At 62.4% G+C, this 20,697-nt stretch carries 18 protein-coding genes, 1 tRNA gene and 2 pseudogenes; 13 read left to right on the forward strand and 8 right to left on the reverse strand.

Features of this window, described 5'->3' with window-relative positions; genetic code table 11:
* Positions 1 to 18 precede the first annotated feature (18 nt).
* Together ACFFRH_RS14230 and ACFFRH_RS14235 are read right to left on the reverse strand one after the other, a co-directional pair.
* On the reverse strand, positions 19 to 447 hold the full coding sequence (locus ACFFRH_RS14230; protein WP_344749636.1) for an SCO4402 family protein: 429 nt from the start codon (positions 445 to 447) through the stop codon (positions 19 to 21).
* Positions 448 to 600: 153 nt separating this feature from the next.
* A complete protein-coding gene (locus ACFFRH_RS14235; RefSeq protein WP_344749635.1) occupies positions 601 to 855 on the reverse strand; it encodes a hypothetical protein in 255 nt (84 codons plus the stop codon).
* Between the two features lie 475 nt (positions 856 to 1,330).
* On the opposite strand from ACFFRH_RS14235, the gene ACFFRH_RS14240 reads away from it, so the two are divergent.
* Positions 1,331 to 1,726, forward strand: a complete 396-nt coding sequence (locus ACFFRH_RS14240) for a hypothetical protein (protein WP_344749634.1) — start codon at positions 1,331 to 1,333, stop codon at positions 1,724 to 1,726.
* Positions 1,727 to 2,685: 959 nt separating this feature from the next.
* On the opposite strand, the pseudogene ACFFRH_RS14245 reads toward ACFFRH_RS14240, so the two are convergent.
* Together ACFFRH_RS14245 and dnaA are read right to left on the reverse strand one after the other, a co-directional pair.
* Positions 2,686 to 3,105 (reverse strand): annotated as a pseudogene (locus tag ACFFRH_RS14245) (DNA polymerase III subunit beta); the annotation flags it as partial.
* A gap of 556 nt (positions 3,106 to 3,661) precedes the next feature.
* A pseudogene (dnaA, locus tag ACFFRH_RS14250) lies at positions 3,662 to 4,693 on the reverse strand (chromosomal replication initiator protein DnaA); the annotation flags it as partial.
* Between the two features lie 513 nt (positions 4,694 to 5,206).
* On the opposite strand from dnaA, the gene ACFFRH_RS14255 reads away from it, so the two are divergent.
* Positions 5,207 to 8,437, forward strand: a complete 3,231-nt coding sequence (locus tag ACFFRH_RS14255; RefSeq protein WP_486389163.1) for a type I restriction-modification system subunit M — start codon at positions 5,207 to 5,209, stop codon at positions 8,435 to 8,437.
* Positions 8,438 to 8,534: 97 nt separating this feature from the next.
* Here ACFFRH_RS14255 and ACFFRH_RS14260 read toward each other — a convergent pair whose 3' ends face one another.
* Complete coding sequence (locus ACFFRH_RS14260) at positions 8,535 to 9,338, reverse strand: putative endonuclease domain-containing protein (RefSeq protein WP_386156859.1); 804 nt, start codon at positions 9,336 to 9,338, stop codon at positions 8,535 to 8,537.
* A 658-nt stretch (positions 9,339 to 9,996) separates the two neighbouring features.
* Here ACFFRH_RS14260 and ACFFRH_RS14265 point away from each other — a divergent pair.
* From ACFFRH_RS14265 to ACFFRH_RS14280, 4 genes are all read left to right on the forward strand, one after another.
* Positions 9,997 to 10,836: a helix-turn-helix domain-containing protein gene (locus tag ACFFRH_RS14265; protein ID WP_344749631.1), complete on the forward strand. Its 840-nt coding sequence runs from the start codon at positions 9,997 to 9,999 to the stop codon at positions 10,834 to 10,836.
* 95 nt (positions 10,837 to 10,931) lie between these two features.
* A complete protein-coding gene (locus ACFFRH_RS14270) occupies positions 10,932 to 11,339 on the forward strand; it encodes an ATP-binding protein (protein ID WP_344749630.1) in 408 nt (135 codons plus the stop codon).
* Positions 11,340 to 11,751: 412 nt separating this feature from the next.
* Positions 11,752 to 12,594: a sigma factor-like helix-turn-helix DNA-binding protein gene (locus ACFFRH_RS14275; protein ID WP_344749629.1), complete on the forward strand. Its 843-nt coding sequence runs from the start codon at positions 11,752 to 11,754 to the stop codon at positions 12,592 to 12,594.
* A gap of 1 nt (position 12,595) precedes the next feature.
* Positions 12,596 to 13,417, forward strand: coding sequence for an integrase (locus ACFFRH_RS14280; protein WP_344749628.1), 822 nt, complete (start codon positions 12,596 to 12,598; stop codon positions 13,415 to 13,417).
* 21 nt (positions 13,418 to 13,438) lie between these two features.
* Here the strand turns inward: ACFFRH_RS14280 and ACFFRH_RS14285 are convergent, their stop codons facing one another.
* Positions 13,439 to 13,699, reverse strand: coding sequence for a hypothetical protein (locus ACFFRH_RS14285; protein WP_344749627.1), 261 nt, complete (start codon positions 13,697 to 13,699; stop codon positions 13,439 to 13,441).
* 213 nt (positions 13,700 to 13,912) lie between these two features.
* Between ACFFRH_RS14285 and ACFFRH_RS14290 the strand changes: the two genes are divergently transcribed.
* The 7 genes from ACFFRH_RS14290 to ACFFRH_RS14320 all read left to right on the forward strand — a co-directional run bounded on the left by ACFFRH_RS14290 (position 13,913) and on the right by ACFFRH_RS14320 (position 19,606).
* Entirely contained in the window at positions 13,913 to 14,347 is a 435-nt protein-coding gene (locus ACFFRH_RS14290; RefSeq protein ID WP_344749626.1) for a plasmid replication, integration and excision activator, read from the forward strand.
* Positions 14,344 to 14,667, forward strand: coding sequence for a hypothetical protein (locus ACFFRH_RS14295; RefSeq protein WP_344749625.1), 324 nt, complete (start codon positions 14,344 to 14,346; stop codon positions 14,665 to 14,667). The genes ACFFRH_RS14290 and ACFFRH_RS14295 overlap by 4 nt, the downstream gene beginning before the upstream one ends.
* An 84-nt stretch (positions 14,668 to 14,751) precedes the next feature.
* Entirely contained in the window at positions 14,752 to 16,176 is a 1,425-nt protein-coding gene (locus ACFFRH_RS14300) for an FtsK/SpoIIIE domain-containing protein (RefSeq protein WP_344749624.1), read from the forward strand.
* Positions 16,173 to 16,367 carry a hypothetical protein gene (locus tag ACFFRH_RS14305; protein WP_344749623.1) on the forward strand — a complete coding sequence of 65 codons (195 nt, stop codon included), beginning with the start codon at positions 16,173 to 16,175 and terminating at the stop codon, positions 16,365 to 16,367. The genes ACFFRH_RS14300 and ACFFRH_RS14305 overlap by 4 nt, the downstream gene beginning before the upstream one ends.
* A complete protein-coding gene (locus ACFFRH_RS14310; protein ID WP_386156868.1) occupies positions 16,364 to 18,058 on the forward strand; it encodes a replication initiator in 1,695 nt (564 codons plus the stop codon). The genes ACFFRH_RS14305 and ACFFRH_RS14310 overlap by 4 nt, the downstream gene beginning before the upstream one ends.
* A gap of 1 nt (position 18,059) precedes the next feature.
* Positions 18,060 to 18,260, forward strand: a complete 201-nt coding sequence (locus ACFFRH_RS14315) for a helix-turn-helix domain-containing protein (RefSeq protein ID WP_344749621.1) — start codon at positions 18,060 to 18,062, stop codon at positions 18,258 to 18,260.
* Positions 18,260 to 19,606 (forward strand): tyrosine-type recombinase/integrase, encoded by a 1,347-nt coding sequence (locus ACFFRH_RS14320; protein WP_344749620.1) that lies wholly within the window; start codon positions 18,260 to 18,262, stop codon positions 19,604 to 19,606. Before ACFFRH_RS14315 ends, ACFFRH_RS14320 begins: the two co-directional genes overlap by 1 nt.
* 89 nt (positions 19,607 to 19,695) lie before the next feature.
* Here the strand turns inward: ACFFRH_RS14320 and ACFFRH_RS14325 are convergent.
* Both ACFFRH_RS14325 and ACFFRH_RS14330 read right to left on the reverse strand, forming a co-directional pair.
* Positions 19,696 to 19,785, reverse strand: a tRNA-Ser gene (locus tag ACFFRH_RS14325).
* Positions 19,786 to 20,057: 272 nt separating this feature from the next.
* Positions 20,058 to 20,621 (reverse strand): YceI family protein, encoded by a 564-nt coding sequence (locus ACFFRH_RS14330; RefSeq protein ID WP_344749619.1) that lies wholly within the window; start codon positions 20,619 to 20,621, stop codon positions 20,058 to 20,060.
* Positions 20,622 to 20,697: the final 76 nt, after the last annotated feature.

Below are 20,697 nucleotides of genomic sequence, written 5' to 3' on the forward strand. Positions count from 1 at the left end.
TATCGCTTCGACGGTCGCTCATTCGATCATGGTAGGAGGCCAGCGGTGTCCGGCGTCATGCAGCCTACTCAAAGCGGTGAGGTCGTTCGTTACCAGCACGTGAGCCAGTCGCGCCGCTGCAGCCAGTACAGCCGGCCAGCTGGGCGATCCTAGGTACGTCTCGTCCATGGCGGTCACACCTACTGACTCCTGTACTTCGGAATAGGCGGCGCCGAGGTCTTCCATCAACGAGACCTCCTCGTCTGTGCGCAGGCTCTTTCCCAGCCAGGACTGTGGCTGGCGTGCATCGCAGAAGTCATCGAAGAGGACGTGCACCACGTAGTCGAGATTCTCGAACTCGTTGGGGTTCAGCCACACCTCACGTTGCCAGGATGAGCTCGCAAGTGCGACGACCGCAGGGACAACATGCAGACGGTATTGAGGAAACTCGACGCCATGATCGATCACCCGTCAAGGGTATCGAGGAGCTGATCGTCAGGATCCGGCGTAGCGGTTTTCAAGTGGGCTACGTTCCCAACGCAGACAGGGCCTCTCACCAGGGCGGGATCGTCTTTCCCTGCCCCGACCACTGAAGATCATCCCACGCATATCCCGCAACGGCTATTCATCGACCTCGGCGTGCCTGGCACGCTCTCGCAGCCGACGTAAGCGACGGTCGTACTGACCGGCATATGACCTCTCGGCTCTGTCGACCAACCGGTTCTGCGGGTCGGAGGAGCTTTCATACAACTCGGTCTCGAACGGATCGTGGTCGTACTCGATCAGCCGGGCCAGCGCCTCACGGTCCTGCTCGATGGAACCTCGCGCCCGAACCTGTTCGCGCCACCTCTTCGCACTCGCCATGGCCTCATCCACACCTCGACCTTAACCGCGATGCCAGGCGAGAGGGCACCTGCCCAAACCGCATTAGCAGCTCGGGCCGTGATCACTCCAGTACGTTCAACCTGGACAGACGCCCGTGAACGGCCGCTCCTGAACTGGGCGACATGGCGCGAAACTGCAACCCAAACTGCAACCGCGCTCGACAGTTGCCATGCCTAACATCCTGCTTACGAATCTGCCCGATCTTCAGATGGCGAGCTGGGCGGCGGGATGTCTGTGAGTGACCGCGCACCTCCCTCATTGGTCGCCCTTAATGGCATATCAACGGCGTGCGATCACGCTCTCGAACTAGCACAGCGGATTATACAAATCTTGGCCCCCGATGTTCTGCTGTCTAGCGTGATGATGTACCCCTAGGATGCGAGCCTCGTCAACGTGACATGCACGTAGCTCTGGGGTGAATACTTGCTCTCTGTTCATACTCTGATGCATTCAGTAGTGTCCGGACATGGCCAAACGAAAATCGGGATCACTCGGGAAGTATTGGGGTTACCTGCTTTTTGTGGTGGTGATCACAGGTTGGCTGACTCAATCAGTCGGTCCTGCGGGCTTGCTTGCTCTGTCCGGGTTGACCACGGTGTTCTTCCTCTTTCGCGTGCCAGTGTGGTGCGGCGCCCTCACGCGCGATAGACAACCCTGCCGGAAAAACGCTCACGGCCTTCTGATGGGGTGCTCGTATCAGCAGCACAAGTGGCAGAAGCTGAAGTTCGCTGTGGTACCGCCGAAGTGGCGTGAACTCAACCGAGGACTATGGGTTGCGCCAGAGAAGTCGGTGGCTACCACCGCTGCCTTCTGCGGCATGATCTCGGCCGTCGTCGCCACGATTGATCTCATTGCCAAATAGAGCAATCGCACCTCCTAATGGAAGGGTGCATAACAGGAACCGCGAGCTGCTTGAGCGCCACCTCAGCGTTGTGTGCGTGCTGGCGGCCATCACATGCCGTCAACTACAATCTCCCGCGATTGCCCGACCCATCGGGCACGCAACGGGCACGGCCTGACCTTCAAGACCGCTTCCTTATCAGGACCATCCAGGCCGCCGTCAAGAGCTTACGACCTGCCCTCGAATGGTGCTAGATGAGTGTGATCGTGAGGCGTTGTGAGGGACTGTTGCAGTACTCGTTGCAGTACTGCATCGTCTCCAACTCTTTCCCGGCTCTCCTCGGAGCTGCCAATCCCAGGGTGAGGCCACTGAGCCAAGGGGACATGAAGCTGATCGCAAAGCGACACCACGGACGCCCTTGGCTCAGTGGGTTTGGCTTGGACTCTTGTCTAGGGAGGAGGACGTGGTGAGAACCCTGCGTTAGTCAATTGCCTTCTGGAGCCAGGTCGCGAGGAGCACAGCGATCCCGATGCCCGTGGTCAAACCAGCACCTACACCTGCAATGCCACCTACCGCGAAGCCAGCCACCACACCAACGATCGATCCAACGAGTCCGGAGAACCCGAGGATGGTTGCCCAGCGGTGGGGAAGCCGGGGTGGTTCGGAGGCAGATTCAGTGTTACTCCGTGAGGATCTTTGGAATAACCTCATGATGAGACGTCCCTTCGTACTAGCTGAGTGGATCGGGCGTGAGAGCGGCTCCCTGTTGGCGCAGGGGGTCGTTCGCTTTGGGGCGACGGCCTCGCCGGTTCTCAGGTAGAGAGTCTGGGGGGTGAGCATGACACTTTCGCTGCTCACCCTCGAAGGATGTTGCTCCTTCCGTGAGCAAGAGAGGTAGCCCTAAGTCTTCTCCAGTAGGAACTGGTGGTTGAAGGCGATGTTGATGTCGTCGCCCTCGAAGTCGACCGCCTGCGCCTTGTCGGCAGAAGCGAGTGGTACTTGGGGAACTCGGGGTCGAGTAGCCAGGTGGTGTTGCAGCCTCCCGCGCTGGAGAAGCCGATCATGCCCTTACCGGTACCTCCTAGGGTTTTGGCCGTATCGGCGAGGGTCCTGCCCGAGATCACGAACACGTCGCTGCCGACCTTGCCGGCGGCGGGGGGCATGGTCGGCAGGGAGGGGTAGTCCTCCACAGGCATGGTGAGGAGGGTGAACCGGGCGCTGCCGCAGGTGACGACCGCCTTGGCGCCCTCCACGACGAGATCCACAGGCTGTGCGGGGAGCGCCCTGGTGATCCCGGCCAGAAGCCTTCCGGAGACGAGCACCACGCCCGCCTCGCCCGTCTGCAGCTCAAGGGTCGCCTCGGCGGAGACCTCGTAGTCGAAGCCCGAGAGCTTGAGCTGCCCATCTTCAACAAGCACGTCTGGGTCGACCCGGAACATCACGTAGATCCGCCTCCTGTGTGTCGAGCGCCATCCGCTCGGTGCCTGGGGTTCAAATGTTCACTGTCGCGCACCTGCGCTCCCTCGGAACCCTCTTATGGCTCTTGGGTTTCCTAGTTAGAGATACAACTGGTCTTCGTATTAGGGGCTGTGGATACTGTGGAAAGCCCTTGTTTCCGCAGGTCAAGTGCTGTTTTTCATCCACCGGTACTGTAGGCGGAGACTGTGGACAACTCTTGGGGCTGGGGAAAACCTGGGAGTACACACAGGCCGTCCCCAGATTCAGCGCCCTCTGTCCACTAGCCATCCACGAGGTTTCCCCAGGTTATCCACGACGTGTCCCCAGGCTGTCCCTGACTTCTCCCCAGCGTTATCCACAGGTTCCGATGGGAACTTAGGCTGACTAGTCTTTGGACAGTCGCGGTTAGGCGCTCAGATGGCTTGCTCTGAGCATGATCTCGCTATTCATCCACAGCGCTTTCAACAGCCGTACCGCCAAGAAAACCTCCCTGTCGCGGGACTGCTGCTTGATCCGGGTCGTCAGCTCGTTGACCTGGTTGTAGATCGAACGACGCTCGGCCATGAGAGAACGGATCTTCCGGTCGGCGTGCATGACCGTGGTGTGGTCGCGGCCGCCGAACTGCTGGCCGATCTTCGGCAGTGACATGTCGGTGAGTTCTCTGCACAGGTACATGGCGATCTGCCGGGCGGTGACCAGGACGCGCGAGCGCGACCCGCCGCACAGGTCGTCGATCGACAGGCCGAAGTAGGCGGCGGTGGACGCCATGATCGTGGCGACCGTGATCTCGGACCCGGCCTCCTCGGTGATCAGGTCCTTGAGCACGACCTCGGTGAGCTGCAGGTCGACCGACTGCCGGTTGAGGCTGGCGAACGCGGTGACCCGGATCAGCGCCCCCTCCAGCTCGCGGATGTTGGTGGAGATCCGGCTGGCGATGTACTCCAGCACCTCGGGCGGCGCGGCCAGGCCCTCCTGGATCGCCTTCTTGCGCAGGATCGCGATGCGGGTCTCCAGCTCGGGCGGCTGGACGTCGGTGATCAGGCCCCACTCGAACCGGTTGCGCAGCCGGTCCTCCAGGGTGACGAGCTGCTTGGGGGCCCGGTCGCTGGAGATGACGATCTGCTTGTTGGCGTTGTGCAGGGTGTTGAAGGTGTGGAAGAACTCCTCCTGCGTCTGCTCCTTGCCCTCCAGGAACTGGATGTCGTCCACCAGCAGGATGTCCACGGCCCGGTAGCGACCCCGGAAGTTGTCGGCCTTGTGGTCGCGGATGGAGTTGATGAAGTCGTTGGTGAACTCCTCGGAGCTGACGTATCGCACCCGCGCGCCGTCGTAGAGGCTCTGCGCGTAGTGGCCGATGGCGTGCAGCAGGTGGGTCTTGCCCAGGCCGGAGTCACCGTAGATGAACAGCGGGTTGTACGCCTTGGCCGGCGCCTCGGCCACCGCGACCGCGGCCGCGTGCGCGAACCGGTTGCTGGAGCCGATGACGAAGGTCTCGAAGGTGTACTTCGGGTTCAGCCGGGCCGGCTCCCCCTGCGGGCGGCCGCCGGCGACTGATGGCACGAGGGCTATGGGGATAAGCGGGGCCTACTGACGACGCCTACGTATACCTTCGTTCACGTCGCTGGCCCCCGCTATCGGCCTGGTTTTACCTTCACCTCAAGGTAGATGCGTCCCGGGATCCATCCAGCGCACGACCTGTGTTCGCACTGATTTCGTCGTCAAACGATTTGCGACCAGCCCCATGGGCTTGATCAGGTTCTTGCAGGTGCGCAGGACGTGTATCTCGTACTGCGGTCGCGCAGCCCAATCCGTCGCCCACTCGCGTGCCCGCTCCCCACTGCAGCAAGCTGCAGCCTCGATGCGGGTTTCTGCAGGTCAGAAGCCGCTCTGTAGAAGCCGCTGGCCCGAGACCTGAAAACCTCAAACGATTGAAACAAAAAATGTCACGATGACTGATGAACTGGCAGTGATCAGCCAGGAGCTTCGAAGCGAGGGAACACGGTGCACAGTAACCACGAGACGTACGCTGACCTCATCTGGTCGGTGGCCGACCTGCTCCGCGGGCACTACCGCCAGCCGGAGTACGGCAAGATCATTCTCCCGTTCATCGTGCTGCGCCGCCTCGATTGTGCGCTGGCGCCTACTAAAGCCGCAGTCCTAGCCAAAGCTGTGGAGCTTAAGGACAGCCATCTGTCCGATGACATCAAGGACCGCATGCTGCGTACCGTCTCTGGCACGAGCTTCTACAACACCAGTGAGCTCGATTTTGGCAAGCTCCTCAGCGACTCAGACCACCTCGCGACGAACCTACGTTCCTACGTCGGTGCGTTCTCGCCGGACTTGGCCAAGGTGCTGGAGAAGTATCGCTTCGACGAGCAAATTGCCCGGCTAGATGAGGTTGGACTGCTCTACGTGGTCACGGCGAAGTTTGCCCAAATCGACTTGCATCCTGACGTGGTCGACAACCAGCAGATGGGCTACGTCTTCGAGGAACTGATCCGGAAGTTCTCCGAGATCTCCAACGAGACGACCGGAGAGCACTTCACCCCGCGCGAGGTCATCCGACTGATGGTCAACCTGCTGATGTCCCCCGACGACCCGGACCTGATGACGCCCGGCATCATCCGCGAGGTCTATGACCCGGCCTGCGGCACTGGTGGCATGCTCTCAGCCTCCGAAGAGTACATCAAGGGTTACAACGCCAAGGCCACAGTCAAGGTCTCGGGCCAGGAGCTCAACCCGGAGTCATGGGCAATCTGCCGCTCCGACATGTTGCTTAGGGGCCAGGACCCCTCAAAGATCGCCTTCGGTAACTCCTTTACCCAGGATGGCCACCTAGGCGAGACGTTTGACTACCTGATGGCCAATCCGCCGTTCGGCGTGGAGTGGAAGAAGGTTCAGACGCAGATCATGGACGAGGCAAATAACCTCGGCTGGGCTGGCCGTTTTGGCGCGGGCACTCCTCGCATCAATGACGGCTCGTTCCTCTTCCTTCAGCACATGATCTCTAAGATGAAGCCGGTGGAGCAGGGTGGCTCTCGCATCGCGATCATCTTTAATGGCTCGCCGCTGTTCACCGGTGCGGCTGGGTCAGGGGAGTCGGAGATCCGCCGCTGGATCCTGGAGAACGATTGGCTAGAGGCGATCGTCGCCTTGCCTGACCAACTTTTCTACAACACCGGTATACCAACATACTTCTGGATTCTGTCCAACCGAAAAGTGCCCGTACTGAAAGACAAAGTGGTCCTACTAAATGCCCGGGAACATTGGACAAAGATGCGTAAGTCCCTCGGCGATAAGCGCAAGCTCATCACCGACGACCAGATCGCCGAGGTGACCTCGATCTATAAGGATGCCCTCGCTATCGCGGCGGACGAGGGGCACGAGCACCACGCGAAGGTGAAGGTCTTCCCGCGCCACGTCTTTGGTTACCAACGCATCACGGTCGAGCGCCCGCTGAGGTGGCGCTTCGAAGTTACGGAGGAAACGGCCAGCGCGGTGGCTACGGCCAAGGTAGTGGCCAACTTCGAGCAACGAGATGTATTGCTCGCGACGCTCCGCTCGCTGGCTGGTACGGCATGCGGTACGAAACTGGAGTTCGTCAAAAGACTGGATGCGGCTCTGGCCGAGCAGAACCTGAGCAAGTTACCGGCTCCGGTGGAAAGGGCAATCTGGGTCGAGGTCGCGGTCAGCGATCCCGCGGGACAATTACAGACCGACCGGAAGGACAACCCACTGCCCGACCCGGATCTACGCAACAATGAGAATATTCCTCTGACCTCGATGCATTCGACCCCGGATCAGTTAGAAGTCGAGATCGAGGAATACATGAAGCAGGCGGTGCTACCTTATTTCCCCGAAGCTTGGGTAGACAATTCCAAAACAAAAATCGGTTACGAAATCCCTCCAATGTTGTTCCTTGCGACCCGGTGGAAAGATCCTTTCGAGCCACTCGGGAAGGTTGTACGGCAAGTAACACCACGGTCAGTGACAAGGAAGGCAGAGCTACAACTACCGATTCTGAGGATCGGCGATCTTCAACTGGTCGATTTCGCTTCGGAGCTGTCCGAGTTTCCTGCCCTTGGGGAACTACTAACACCTTGCTCTGGTGGGGAAATCGTTGGCCGACCTGGAAACTGGCGGCTTCTTCCTGATGGGTTTGGATCGGCCCTTACTCCGCTCAAAGTCCTTCGCCCCTTACGCCATAGCGGAAGGGTGTTGTGCGAGTGGCTCAATTCGGCAAAGATCAATGAATACGTTCGCGAGCCGTGGTTGCCGACGACAGTTCCTGTTCCTATTACAGCAATCATGGATCAAGAGCTGAATCGCTTGACAGAAGATCTACATGATGGTCGGCGCAGTCTCAGAAGAACAACTTCGAGAATTCTACCCAACATTTTCAACGAATTTATAAATGACACTGAAGGCATCCGGAGAGCAACTAAATCTTTGGCATCCGAAGCACATTTAATCGACGAGCTTGTGCGCCCAATTGAGGATCCTCTATGGCGTGCCGAATGGAGCTATCCATATCATATCGCTGCTCTTGCCCGACAGTATCGGATTGCCGCTACCCCGGATGTACAGAGAGATGGCGTTCTTAAACTAGGGGAAGGCGTCGCGCGAATACTGGGGATAGTCGCGTTAGCTTTGGAGATTCGCAGGCGCGGATCTTTTAGTTCTAAACTGCGCAGCTATTTTCGTATCGGCGCGAGTTTTGGTACGTGGCTCAAGATAGTCAAGCAGCTGGTAGAGGCCGATGCCGTTCCAGAATTTCCGGAGCTAAGCAGTACGCTTAATCCGGGGGGCGCATACGAGATGCTACATCAAATACAGAATTTTAGGAATGTCTCTCACCATGCACACGGCGTACCCTCTCATTATCAAATAAAGAATGAGGTTGCTCAGCTGGAGCCTATTCTAATGGCGAGCCTTGAGTCGGTGAGCTGGCTGTCAGGGATTCGCTGGGAATTGGTAGATCAGTGCCACTTTCTCGGCAACGGCAACAATCAGCTGATCGGTGAGCTTCTTCGCGGCAGTCACCCAGACTGGGAGCCTTTTTCTCGACTCAGCATTGAGCAGCTTACTCCCAATCGAATTTATGTAAGAAGCCCTTCTTCGAGCGACCCTATCGATCTTTGGCCCATCGCGTCGGGTGAGTTTTGTACAGAATGCGATAAGCGGGAATTATTTCTGCTTGACAAGGTTACTCAGAACGGCCTAGTTCTTCGCAGTCTAAAGGGGCATTTGATCGACCGTGATTTCAGGTGGTAACCATATCCTCCTTGAGCGTTTTTCACCCCACCACATGAACAAGAAGATCACCCCTAAGTGATTCTACGTTGCTCGGGGGATGCTGTATTGGTTAGCATCAGGATTGGATGGAGAAGGGGATATCATGTCGTTCGAACAGACCGATGAAAAATTCTCTAAGCATAGCGCTTATCGATGCAGCATCAGACCTAGGCCGATCCCCTGGGATCAATTCGGCTCCGCCGAATCGATAAACCTCGTATCCGGCAAGGCGTAGCCGTCTATCTTCAGATACCATCTCGGCATACAAGCGCGGGTCGGCCCGTCCGTCCTTCGAGTAATGATGCGCTCCGTCAACTTCAAGGACAACACGTGCTTGATGGGGCAGAAGCAATAGGAAGTCCATTCGCTGCCGGATTACCTTGCCCCGGCCTAGCTGTTGAATCCACTTTTGTGTGTACGGAGTATAGTGGAGATAAACCTGCGGAATCAGCGCCGGCAAATCCCAGCCGCTAGGCATGCGGTACAGGTGGCCGTAAGCGTTAAAGAGTCGTTCTTCGGCTGGCGATGCGAGTGATGCTGAGAGCCTCCTAAAGAGCGAAGCTGCAGTTTCGAGGTCATCTACCCGTTGGCCAGTCTTTCCAGCCCACCATGTTACGAGGTCGCGCCAACTTAGCCCATGTTGCTGTAGAGGTTGATCGTAAACGAGACAGTATTCCTCGTTTTCGACGATCTCAAGTACGTTGTTTACTGCATCGCTCAGTATAATTTTTGGCTTGTGGCCATTGGCCGCAAAAATTAGATTTCTAAATTCCCCTTGCACGCCTCGTGCACCCAGACGGGTTAGCAGCTCTTCTAAATACTCATCCCCGTATTCGTCTACGATACGACGCGCAATTGCCGCTATCTGGGGTAGAGACAATCCTTCGACTCTACGAAGAACGTACAAGCGCTTACTGCTGAAGGCTTCGCTATCGTCACCATCCGCGAGCCCATAGCGGGCGCATACGGCCGGTAGTTGGTAGGACTTAAGAAGCGATGCAAGCGATCCTGCGACTGCCGTGGAGAGCTCATGGAGCTTTACAGGTCCCGACATAGTGCCACGCTACAACTAGTCGAAGCTGAAGGGGATAGGTGCGGCCATCCTGAACTCTCTTGGTGAGGGCACATGCAAGACGAAGGGCTCTGAGCAGGGTACATTCTTGTCTCAGATTGGGAACGGCGATCAGCCATGTTGCTCGGTGAGCCAGGGTGAGGAACGAACCCTGGGTCGTCGATCGCCCCAAGCATGTACGGTTGCCAGCCACCTTCAGGCGATCGTGAGGGCTGCATCTGTGCGGCGGCGTGGCAACCCCCGGCCGGAGCGTTTGGTCGCTACGGCGCGGCAGGCGTGCGGCGCCCGGCCCGTAGTCCCGCGCCGTCCGGGACCGGCCTCCAGGCCGCATGCCCGGACGGCGGGCGGGCGGAGGGCCGGGGGTGTGGCGGCGCGGCGCGCCGCCGCTTGATACCTATGAGAACAATTCGGCAGTGATCCGGGATGGGCGACGCTCGATGCGTGAGCGGCTGGTAGAACGCTTGGTGTGGAGGATCGACGGGATCGCCTTCGGGCACTGGGCGAGTTGCTGCGTCGACTACGTAAGGACGCCGGGCTGACCGGTAAGGATCTGGCGTTGCGGGCTGGGGTGGCTCAGCCGACGATCTCACGGATCGAGACAGGGCAGCTTCTTCCGGTTCCGGAGACGGTCGATCGACTCGTCGAAGCGCTGGACCTGGACGACGTAGGCCGCGGGGAGCTGGATGCCCTGCTCGTACGGCTGCGTGACGAGGTCTCCCGCCTCAAGGGTGGGCTTGCCGGCCGGGAGGCGGCCAATGCTGCCCGGCTGCGATCAGCTCAGCGGGTGGTGTCGTTTCAATCGGCAATGATCCCGGCATTGCTCCAGACGGCCGAGTACGCGCGGCTCGCCTTGGCCTTCGGCCGGGACGTCGACGAAGAGGATGCGGCGAAGGCTGCGGCGGTTCGGGTGGAGGCGCAAGCCGTCCTGTTCGAGTCGGGGCGTGAGTTCTCCTTCGTGCTGACGGAGGGGGCGGTTCGGACGTGGCCGGGGTCGCCGGCGTTGATGCGAGCGCAGCTTGATCGACTGCTTCAGGTCTCGACGCTTCCCCATGTGGGGCTTGGGATAGTGCCGTGGTCGGTGGAGGCTCCGGGGTTCCCGCTGCACGGGTTCACGATCTATGACGGGTCGGTGAGCGTGGTGGAGAGCCTCACCGGTGATCTCACGCTGAGTGAGCCGGGAGAGATCGCGGCGCACGGGGACACTTTCGAGGCGTTCGCGGCGGCGGCCGTTTATGGCGATGGGCTGCGGGATCTTCTGGCACAGATCGGGGCGGAGTATCAGAAGTTGATGACCCACCTCGAATAGCTGACGTATTTATGCGTCGAATACCTTGAGCCTATTCCAGGTCGCTCATACGCTGGCGGGGTGGATGTATAGCCCCCTAGACGTCGGAGCCCGCCATGTCGCTCTTCCGTATCTCCCGCACCTTCCTCGGCTCTCCCCTATCCGTCGTCGAAGCTCGCCGGTTCGTCACCGCGATGCTGAGCGGCTGGCCGGAAGCCGAAGACGCCGAACTGATCGTCAGCGAACTGGCGACCAATGCGGTCCGACATTCCGAGAGCGGCCGATTCGGGGGCCGGTTCACGGTGTCAATCCAAGCGGAAGCCGATCGGCTCTGGCTCGGCGTCCTGGACGAAGGCGGTCCTCGCTCTCCTCGCGCCTTCCCGCATCACGTGGATGGGGAAGACGGACGGGGGCTGATGCTGGTCACCGAACTCTCGGCGGGTTGGGGTGTGACCGGGGACGACAAAGGGCGCATCGTGTGGGCCGTCCTGGAGCTGCTGCCCCAGCCGGTGGTATGGCAGTGAGCTGTCTGGCTGCTCACGTTCCGATGCCCCAAGCCGGTCATGTTCGGCTCACCTGGATGGATCCGCGGCCCGGTGAGCGGTGCCGGGTGCTCGCCTGGACCTGCCACTGCCGCTCGGTCGTCTACGAGCTGTGCGCCTCGGGCGGTCAGGTTTTCCTCCGCCGAACCGTGCAAGGAACACCGCGCACAGTCCAGGAGACCAACCGGACACGCATGGCCGAAGGTCAGGAGCTGTGGGCGGCAATGCTGACAGGTCGCGCTCGATGACCAGGGGTGTACCGAAGCGTCGTTCAGCGATCCGGGCAGTAAGTCTAAAAACGGGTGAAACGCTTAAATCCGTACTGTCAAGGGGGATAGACGGCATTTCGTCTAGGGGTCTAGACTCGGCGGAGCACCACCGAAGGGGAACCACCGTGCCGCCGAGTGACCTTGACCGGATCGCCGCCATCGACGATCCGTACCTGTTGATCCGAACCGCGACCGAACGGCTCAGCGCCGCTCAACAGGAGGTCACCGAGCTGGCCCGGCTACGGCGCCGGGTGATTCAGGAGCTACATGCCCAAGGTGTCTCCTACGCCCAGATCGCCGAACAAGCCGGGCTGTCACGCGGGCGCATTCACCAGATCAAACACACCGGACCAGCTCCGGAAGGCGCGTTCCTCGGCACGGGCATGGTCACCGTGGTCACTCCCCTGCGGCTCGACCCCGAGAAGAAGCGGCCCGTCCTTGCCCTGGACGACATGCGCTCGGGCCAGCGCCTGGAAGAGCTCGCCAAATCCTTCGGGCTCGCCATCGCCTCAGACAACGTCACCATCGACGGTCAGATCGACCTCAACCGGCCCAACCTCGTGGTCGTCTGTGGTCCCCGCATGTCCGAGGCGATGCAGGCGGCCTACGACACCGACCCCGTCATCCGGTGGGAACGCGATGACCTCGGCTGGTTGCTGCGCGACACCCGTACCGGTGTCGCCTACCGGTCGGGCACCCAGGTCGTCCCGGAACAGCCCACCGATTCGGCGTACCTCGGCCGTCTCCCCCGGCCGGACGGCAACGGCACCTTCCTGGCCATCGCCGGAATCCGCACCAACGGCTCCCTCGGCGTGGTGGACCTGCTCACCTCAGAGATCGCGACGATCTGGGGACAGGTCGGAGACCAGCGCTTCTCCACCGTAGTCAGCGTGGAGTACGACCCCGACAGCGGGGAACCGACCCGAACCCAACTTGCCAGTCCGCTCTATCGACACGAGGACGACTGACATGCGGCTCACCCTCGCCACCGAACCCGCTTATCCCGACCGGCCCAACGAAGACTTCATCGGCGCCACCCCTGACGCCGTCGTTCTCCTGGACGGTGCCGGCACCCCTGCGGATCTGGAATCGGGCTGCTCCCATGGCGTCGCCTGGTACTCGCACACCCTCGGCTCAACCCTCCTGGCCGGCGTGACCCAAAGCGCCGACTCCCTGACCACGATCCTCGCCGCAGGGATCAAGGCCACGGCCTCGATGCATGACTTCTGCTGCGACCTCTCCCACCCCGGCTCCCCCTCTGCCACCGTGGTCATGCTCCGCCGCAGCGCCGACACCCTGGACTGGCTCGTACTGGCCGACTCCGTACTCGTCCTCGACATCCTCGACGCCGACCCCATGGTCATCTGCGACGAGCGAGAAGCCCTGACCGGTAACCGCTACCGGGACCCGATGAACGCCGCTACCGGGGGAAGCCCGGAACACCTCCTTGCCCTGAGCCACTACATAGAGGCCATGCGCGCACACCGCAACGTCGACGGGGGATTCTGGGTCGCCGCAGTCGATCCCCTGGCCGCGGAACAGGCGTTGACCGGAACGGTGCCGGTCGACCGGGTACGGGCCGTTGCGGTCCTGAGTGACGGGGCGTCCCGGCTCGTCGACCGATTCGGCCTGGCCACCTGGCGCCAGGCCCTCGACCTCCTCGACCACGACGGTCCGGCCGAGTTGATTCGCCAGGTCCGCGAGGCCGAACGCTCCGACCTGGACGGCTCCCGCTGGACGCGAGGAAAAATCTTCGATGACGCCACGGCCGCCTACGGCAGGATCACCTGACGCCGAAAGCAGCGCGCTTCCCTACCAGTCGTGTCGGCGGAAGACAGAGGTCATGCGCAGGTGGCCAGTCGCAATCCCGACGTACATCTCGGACGTGTGAGCCAGCAACCATCCCTGACGCTCCACGCCTTCGATCAACTCCGAGATGTCCCACGCCGTGTAATCCTCCTTGCGGAAATCGATCATCGCAATAGCTGTGAAGATCATGCGTCCTTCCGCACGCGCGAGTCGGGCGTCTTCGACGATCTGCTGAACCTCGCTGTTGTTCATGGCTTTCGGCACAGGGAACCGTCCTTCAGGGCCAACGCATAGCGGTCACCACGTCGGAAAACGACCTTGCTCCGAAAAGGGTTCCGACTTAAAGCGCACGACTCTTGTTTACCCCCCTAGACAGTTGGGGAGAGGAAGCCTAGAGTTCCCCGCATAGCCCCCTAGACAGCTCGCCCCGACAGAACACCTGTCACTGTCTAGGGGGATAGACGAAAGGTAGAGCCCATGGCCATCCAAGGCCCCATCCCCGTCCACTTCGAGCAGGTCTTCCCGCACGGCTGCTTCATCGTCGGCGAGGTCGAGCAGGTCAAGGACTTCGACGCCTCCTCCAAGGGCCGCACCGTCTACGCCAAGGACAAGAACACCGGAGAGCTGGTGTGGCAGGTCGCGGTCATGGACGCCGACCCGACCGTCAAGGCCGGCCAGAAGACGGTCTCGGTCAAGATTCTCTCCCCGGTCCAGCCGACCGTTCCGGCCGCGCTGCCGGGCCTGCCGTTCGTGCCGGTGGAGTTCGACGGCATGACCGCCACCGCCTACGTCGCCCAGAACACCGGACGCCTGGCCTGGTCCATCCGAGCAACGTCGATGCGCCCTCCCCGCACCGCGGCGTCCCCGGCCAAGGCTTCGGCTTCGACGGCCGGTAAGGACGTGGCCGCGTGAGAGAGCACCTGCCCTACACCCGCGCCGTGGTGACCCTCGATGAAGACGGCACCCGACTCGACACCTCGTTTCGCACCCCGCACTTGTCGGTCATGGCGCTGGTCGCCGACGGCGGACGGCCGTTCCTGCACCTGTCCTCCCGTGAGGCCCAGGTGATCGTCTCCACCACCGGCGGCGGACCGGTCACCGAACAAGACGTGGTGCTCGCCCGGCAGATCGCCGACGTCGCCGCGCGCTACCTGGCCGACTGCGAGCGCCTGCACACCGAACAGTCCACCAACCCCCACCAGGCCGAGCCCGAGCAGGGCAAAGCGGCCTGACACGAAGCGGGGCCGCTGGAAGCGGCAACTTCCGGCGGCCCCTCGGTTCTCCCCAGACGCGAATCAAGAGAGGGCTCAAGCCTAATGTTCAAAAAACTGCCCGGCGACGAGGCGCGTACCCTCGTCACCACCACCCCCGACACCGCCGTCGTGTTCCGCCCGGCCGTGGTGCGTACCCCGGCCATCGTCACCATCACCATCTTCCTGTGGCGGCTGCTGGCCGGAATCGTCCGGCTCGTCTGGCGTCACCCGATCGCGGTGGCCGTGCTCGCCGTTCCCGCGGTGCTCGGCATCTTGTACGGCTGGCGCCTCGCCCTGGTCGTGGTCGCCGTTCCCCTCTCGCTGCTGGCGCCGTGGCCGTTCTTCGATCGAGCCTCATTCAACCGCTGGATGGGCTGGCGGCTGCTGGCCTGGTGGCGGCTGGTGTGGGTGTATCGCCGTCACTGGCAACCGGTGATGATCGTCTCCGGTCTCGGCCGGAATCTGCACGGCCGGGACTACCTGCCTCGTATCGTGCGCGTCACCTGCACCTCGTGGGCGGACCTGGTCACGGTGAAGATGATCAGCGGCCAATCGGTCAAGGACTGGACCGACCGCATCGAACACCTCGCCCACGGGTTCGGCGCCACCTCGTGCCGGGTGACGGTCGCCCGGTCGGGCCGGTTGCTGCTGGCCTTTCCCCGGCGTGACCCGCTGGCCACCCCCTTACCCGCCCTGCCCATCCCCGAGGTTGCCTCGGTCGGGCCAGTCGAGATCGGCCGATGCGAGGACGGCACTCCATGGCGGCTCAAAGTCCACGGCACCCATGTCCTGGTCGCCGGCGCCACTGGGGCAGGCAAGGGCTCCATCATCTGGTCCACCATCCGGGGCCTCCTACCTGCGGTGCGGGCGGGCCTGGTTCAGGTCTGGGCGCTGGATCCCAAGCGGATGGAACTGTCCTTCGGACGCGCCCTGTTCGGCGACCGCTACGCCGCCAGTCCAGCGGCCTGCGCCGATCTGCTGGAAGCGGCGGTGACGGTCATGCAGGAGCGAGCCGATCGGTTCGCCGGCCTCCAGCGCAACCACACCCCCACCGTCGATGACCCGTTCGTCCTGGTGGTGGTCGACGAGGTGGCGTTCCTGACCGCCTACCAATCCGACAAGGGCCTCAAGCTGCGCATCTCCGCTGCGCTGGCGACGCTCACCACGCAGGGCCGTGCGGTCGGGTTCGGCGTGATGGCTGCCCTCCAGGACCCGCGCAAGGAGGTCATGAACGTCCGCAACCTGTTCCCCGACAAGATCGCCCTTCGCCTCGATGAGTCCGAGCAGGTGGACATGGTCCTCGGCGACGGCGCACGCGACCGCGGAGCACTGGCCGATCACATCTCCCCGGTTCCCGAGCAGGGGGCGGGCATCGGCTACATCCGCCTGGAGACCTCACCCGATCCCATCCGCGCTCGCGCCGGCTACGTCTCCGACATCGACATTCGCGCCATGGTCGCCGACTTCGCTGCGGAGGCACACCAGTGAAGATCATCATTCAGGGCACCCTCGCCGAGATCGACACGATCCCCTTCCGCCTCCTCAGCCCTCTGTCCGACTCTCCGCCGCGATTTGAGCTGGTGCTGTCCGACCTGGTGAACATCCGGGTGCGCCGTGATCCCTACAGCGCCTCCTACCGCTTCACTGCCGACGTGCTCGCCCGAGAGGAGGACAGGTGACCGACACCCCCACCCCCTCGCCGGACGGCTCCGACCGCACCCTTCCCCGTCTTATCCGTGACACCCTGCCCTTCGCTCTGGACGTTGCGGTGGAGGTCGCCAAGAACAACGGCGTCTGCATCCGGCCGATCGAGCTGCGGCGCCTCGACACCCATACCGGTATGACCGAGTCGTTCAACATCCCCTGCGGCGCCACCCAGGAAGCCAAGTGCCCGCCGTGTGCCACGCGCAACAAGCAGCTGCGTAAGGCTCAGTGCCGCGAGGGCTGGCACCTCGACCACGAACCGATCACTGAACCTCACCCCTCCACCGACGACCAGAGGTGGCTGATCGAGTTCCTGGCCGACGTTCAAGCCAAGCGCGACGAGGCCGAACGCGACGGGGAAGACACCCTCGACTGGGACGAGGCGATCGCCGGGATCGATGCGGAGATCAACGCCGCTGGGATGCGGGGCAACGTGCTGGGCGGCCGGGCAACCTCGAAGCGCTCGCGTTCGACGAGGCGGCGTCAGGATGCGCCGGATCTGCCCAAGCGGGCCAAGCAGGACACGACCCTGGGGCGGACCTTCATCGCCTCCGACGGGAAGGTCTATCGGCCGTCCCTGTTCGTCACCCTGACGCTTCCCTCCTACGGGCGCGTGCACAACGGTGTCCCGGTCAACCCGGCCACCTACGACTACGCGGCGGCGGCACGCGACGCGTTGCACTTCTCCAAGCTGGTGGACCGCTTCGTGCAGAACCTCCGGCGGGTGGCGGGCTATGACGTGCAGTACTTCGCCTCCGTCGAACCCCAAAAGCGGCTCGCCCCGCATCTGCATATGGCCATCCGCGGCACCATGCCGCGTGCGGAGGTCAAGGCCATCGCCGCGGCGACCTACCACCAGGTGTGGTGGCCGTCGGTCGACGAGGTTCGCTTCGATGGTGATCACCTGCCCATCTGGGCACAACGGGCCGAACGCGCTGAGCCCTACCCCGACGGACAGGCCGGCGACTACCTCGACCCAGCTACCGGGGAACTTCTGCCCACCTGGGACGAGGCCCTCGACCAGCTCGGCACCGACGAGGCGGCCGAACCGCTGCACATGGTGCGCTTCGGCGCTCAAGCCGATGTTCAGGGCGTCCTGGCCGGATCGCCGGATGCCGACCAGTGCCTCATTTACCTGTCGAAGTACCTGACCAAGAACCTCGGCGACCCCCTCGATCCCAAGGACGTCGCCAATCAGGCTCGCCGTGACCACGCGACCCGGATGGTCGAAGCGCTGCGTTATGAACCCTGCTCCCCGGCGTGCGCGAACTGGCTGCGCTACGGAATCCAGCCCAAGGGCGCCAAGGCGGGCATGCTGCCGGGCCGATGCAAGGGCAAGGCGCACAAGGCCGAACACCTCGGCTATGCGGGCCGTCGCATCCTGGTCTCCCGCAAGTGGTCGAACAAGACCTTGCGCGAACACAAGGCCGATCGGCGGGCTTGGGTGCTCGACATGCTCGGCCTGCCCGACGACACCGTGACCGACCCGCACCGCTACGTCTGGCGGCCGGTCTCCTCCAAAGACCCCAACCGCACCCCGCTGGCCAAACGGCTGCTGCGTGAGGTCGCCAACCGCCAGCGCACCCGCGCACGCCTGATCGAACTCCAAGCCAGAGCAGACGGACGACCGATCGAGGATCTTTCGGTAATCGGAGAGGCGGCCTGACATGGAACCGCTGTTCTACCGGCCCAAGGATGCCGCCGTGATGCTCGGCATGAGCCGTACTGCCGTCTTCCGACTGATCAAGTCCGGCGAACTGAAGTCGATCAAAGACGAGGGATACCGGCTGGTCCCCCGGTGGGCGCTCCACGAGTTCGCCCGTGCACTGGAGGCCAAGGCGGGGCTCTCCCAGGACGAGGCGGCGTGATGGCGAAGAAACCGGACGGCCGGTCCTCGATCTACTTCGGCAATGACGGCTACTGGCACGGCTGGGTCACTTTGGGCATCAAGCCGGACGGCTCCCTCGACCGCCGTCACCGGATGGCCACGACTGAGGCCGAAGTGACCCGCAAGGTCAGGGAACTGGAGAACAACCGGGAGTCGGGACAGGTCACCAAGCCTGGCCGTGCGCCCACCGTCGCCGAGTGGATGACCGAGTATCTCGACGTGATCTGTGAGCGGCTCGTGATCTCCGGCAAGATGGCGCCGCGCACGCTGACGGACTACCGGTCCAAGACGCGCCACTGGATCATTCCGCTGCTCGGACGGCATCGGCTCAACCGGCTCGCTCCCGAGCACCTCGACACGGCTTACACCACGATGCTTGAGAAGAACCTCTCGACCAGCACCGTGCTCAAGGTTCATCGCATCCTGTCGCGGGCGCTGACCATCGCGGTGCGCCGCAACAAGCTCACGCGGAACGTCGCGACCCTCGTCGAGGCTCCCTCGGCAGCTTCCACCGAGATCGAACCACTGAGCCGCGAGGAGGCCCGCGACATCCTCGACGTGGCCGGCACCCGGCGGAACGGGGCGCGCTGGTCGGTCGCTCTGGCTCTCGGCATCCGCCAGGGCGAGGCGCTCGGGCTCCGCTGGCAGTACGTCGACCTGGAGACCGGAGTGATCAGGGCGTGGTTCCAGATCCAGCGCACCGAATGGCAACACGGGTGCGTCGATCCCCATAAATGCGGGGAGAAGTGGCACCGCTGGCCCTGCAAAAAGAAGTGCAGCGATCACGGGCATAACCCCGGCTGCAAGGAGGGCTGCAAAAAGCAGGGGCACACCTGCTTCAAGAGGACCTGTCTCAAGGACTGTACGAGCCACGCCGACAGGTGCCCGAAACGCACGGGCGGGGGCATCGTCTTCCGCCAGCGAAAGGGCAAGAGCAAGCTCACCCTTCAATGCCCTCCCGAGTTGCTCACTCTCCTCAAGGCACACCGCAAGATCCAAGCCGCGGAGCGTCTCAAGGCGGGGGATCGCTGGGAGGATCACGATCTCGTGTTCGCCACCCGCCACGGTGGCCCGATCGAGCGGACCGAGGACTGGAAGGTGTGGAAAACCATCCTCAAGCAGGCCGGGGTTCGGGACGTCCGGGTGCACGACGCTCGCCACACCGCCGCGACGCTGCTCATCGAGCAGGGCGTGAACATCCGGGTCGTTCAGGAGGTCCTGGGCCACACGAGGGTGACCACGACCGAGCGTTATGCACATGTGTCCACACCGCTCATGCGCGACGCCGGCGAACGCCTGGCTTCGGCGCTCTGGGGGAAGTCCTGAACCCTCGTTGCAACTAGGACTGCAACTATGACGCCCTTAGAGATCAAAAAGGCCCTCTCCCCGTGTCTCGGGAGAGGGCCTCTGAACTGCGGAGGCTCGGGGATTTGAACCCCGGATGGGCGGTAAACCCAAACCGCATTAGCAGTGCGGCGCCATAGACCTGACTAGGCGAAGCCTCCTGGTTGCCGTTCGGCTCAGCACAGAGTACCGGCCATCAGGCAAGGCGGCAAAGCGGTTGACGATCGCGTCTCGGGCAAGAGTTGGGGGAGAGTTATCCACAAGCAGTGGATAACTCTCCCCGACCCTGTGGACAAACCGAGGAGTCCGCAGATGAGCAAGGCGGAAATCCTGTGGATTCTCGGTTCGCGAGACGCTACATCTCAACAGGTGAACACCATTGAGGTCCCTCTCCGTCCGGCGAGGCGGGAGAGACCTCGGGTGGTCACGGAGATCAGGCGGCCGGGTTGGCCTCGCCCTCGATCTCAATCTTGATCTTCTTGCCGACCAGGACGCCGCCGGTCTCCAGAGCCTGGTTCCAGGTCAGGCCGAACTCCTCGCGGTCGATCTCGGTCTTGATCGAGAAGCCCCAGACGTCCTGACCCCACGGGTTGGTGCCGGCGCCGCCGTACTCGACGGTGAGCTCGACCGACTTGGTGACGTCGCGGATGGTGAGGTCGCCGACGAGGGTGAACTCGTCACCGGAGTGGCCGAGGACGCGGGTGCTGCGGAAGGTCAGCTCCGGGAACTTGTCGGCGGAGAGGAAGTCGTCGCTGCGCAGGTGGCCGTCGCGGTCGGGAGCGCCGGTGGTGATGCTCGCGGCCTTGATCGAGAGCTGCGCGGAGGAGTCCAGCGGGTTCTCGGCGATGGTGACGGTGCCTGCGAACTCGTTGAAGTGACCGCGAACCTTGCTCACCATCATGTGCTTGACGACGAAGCCGATCTGGGTGTGGGCGACGTCCAGAGCGTAGGTGCCCGGGGCGGGGATCTGAAGGTTCTCCCAGGTCCGAGTGGTCATTTTTTGCTCCCGAAGAGATGCTTGCCGAGTGGATGCTTGCGTCAACAGATTTCTACACGAGGAATATTCCTCTCGT

This window comes from Streptosporangium vulgare (assembly GCF_042428775.1).
Taxonomy (GTDB): Bacteria; Actinomycetota; Actinomycetes; order Streptosporangiales; family Streptosporangiaceae; genus Streptosporangium; species Streptosporangium vulgare.

Coding starts and splice junctions, on each gene's coding strand:
- ACFFRH_RS14330 (WP_344749619.1), bottom strand. CDS start 20,621: ATGACCACTCGGACCTGGGAGAACCTTCAGATCCCCGCCCCGGGCACC.
- ACFFRH_RS14240 (WP_344749634.1), top strand. CDS start 1,331: ATGGCCAAACGAAAATCGGGATCACTCGGGAAGTATTGGGGTTACCTG.
- ACFFRH_RS14320 (WP_344749620.1), top strand. CDS start 18,260: ATGGCGAAGAAACCGGACGGCCGGTCCTCGATCTACTTCGGCAATGAC.
- ACFFRH_RS14270 (WP_344749630.1), top strand. CDS start 10,932: ATGTCGCTCTTCCGTATCTCCCGCACCTTCCTCGGCTCTCCCCTATCC.
- ACFFRH_RS14290 (WP_344749626.1), top strand. CDS start 13,913: ATGGCCATCCAAGGCCCCATCCCCGTCCACTTCGAGCAGGTCTTCCCG.
- ACFFRH_RS14300 (WP_344749624.1), top strand. CDS start 14,752: ATGTTCAAAAAACTGCCCGGCGACGAGGCGCGTACCCTCGTCACCACC.
- ACFFRH_RS14280 (WP_344749628.1), top strand. CDS start 12,596: ATGCGGCTCACCCTCGCCACCGAACCCGCTTATCCCGACCGGCCCAAC.
- ACFFRH_RS14315 (WP_344749621.1), top strand. CDS start 18,060: ATGGAACCGCTGTTCTACCGGCCCAAGGATGCCGCCGTGATGCTCGGC.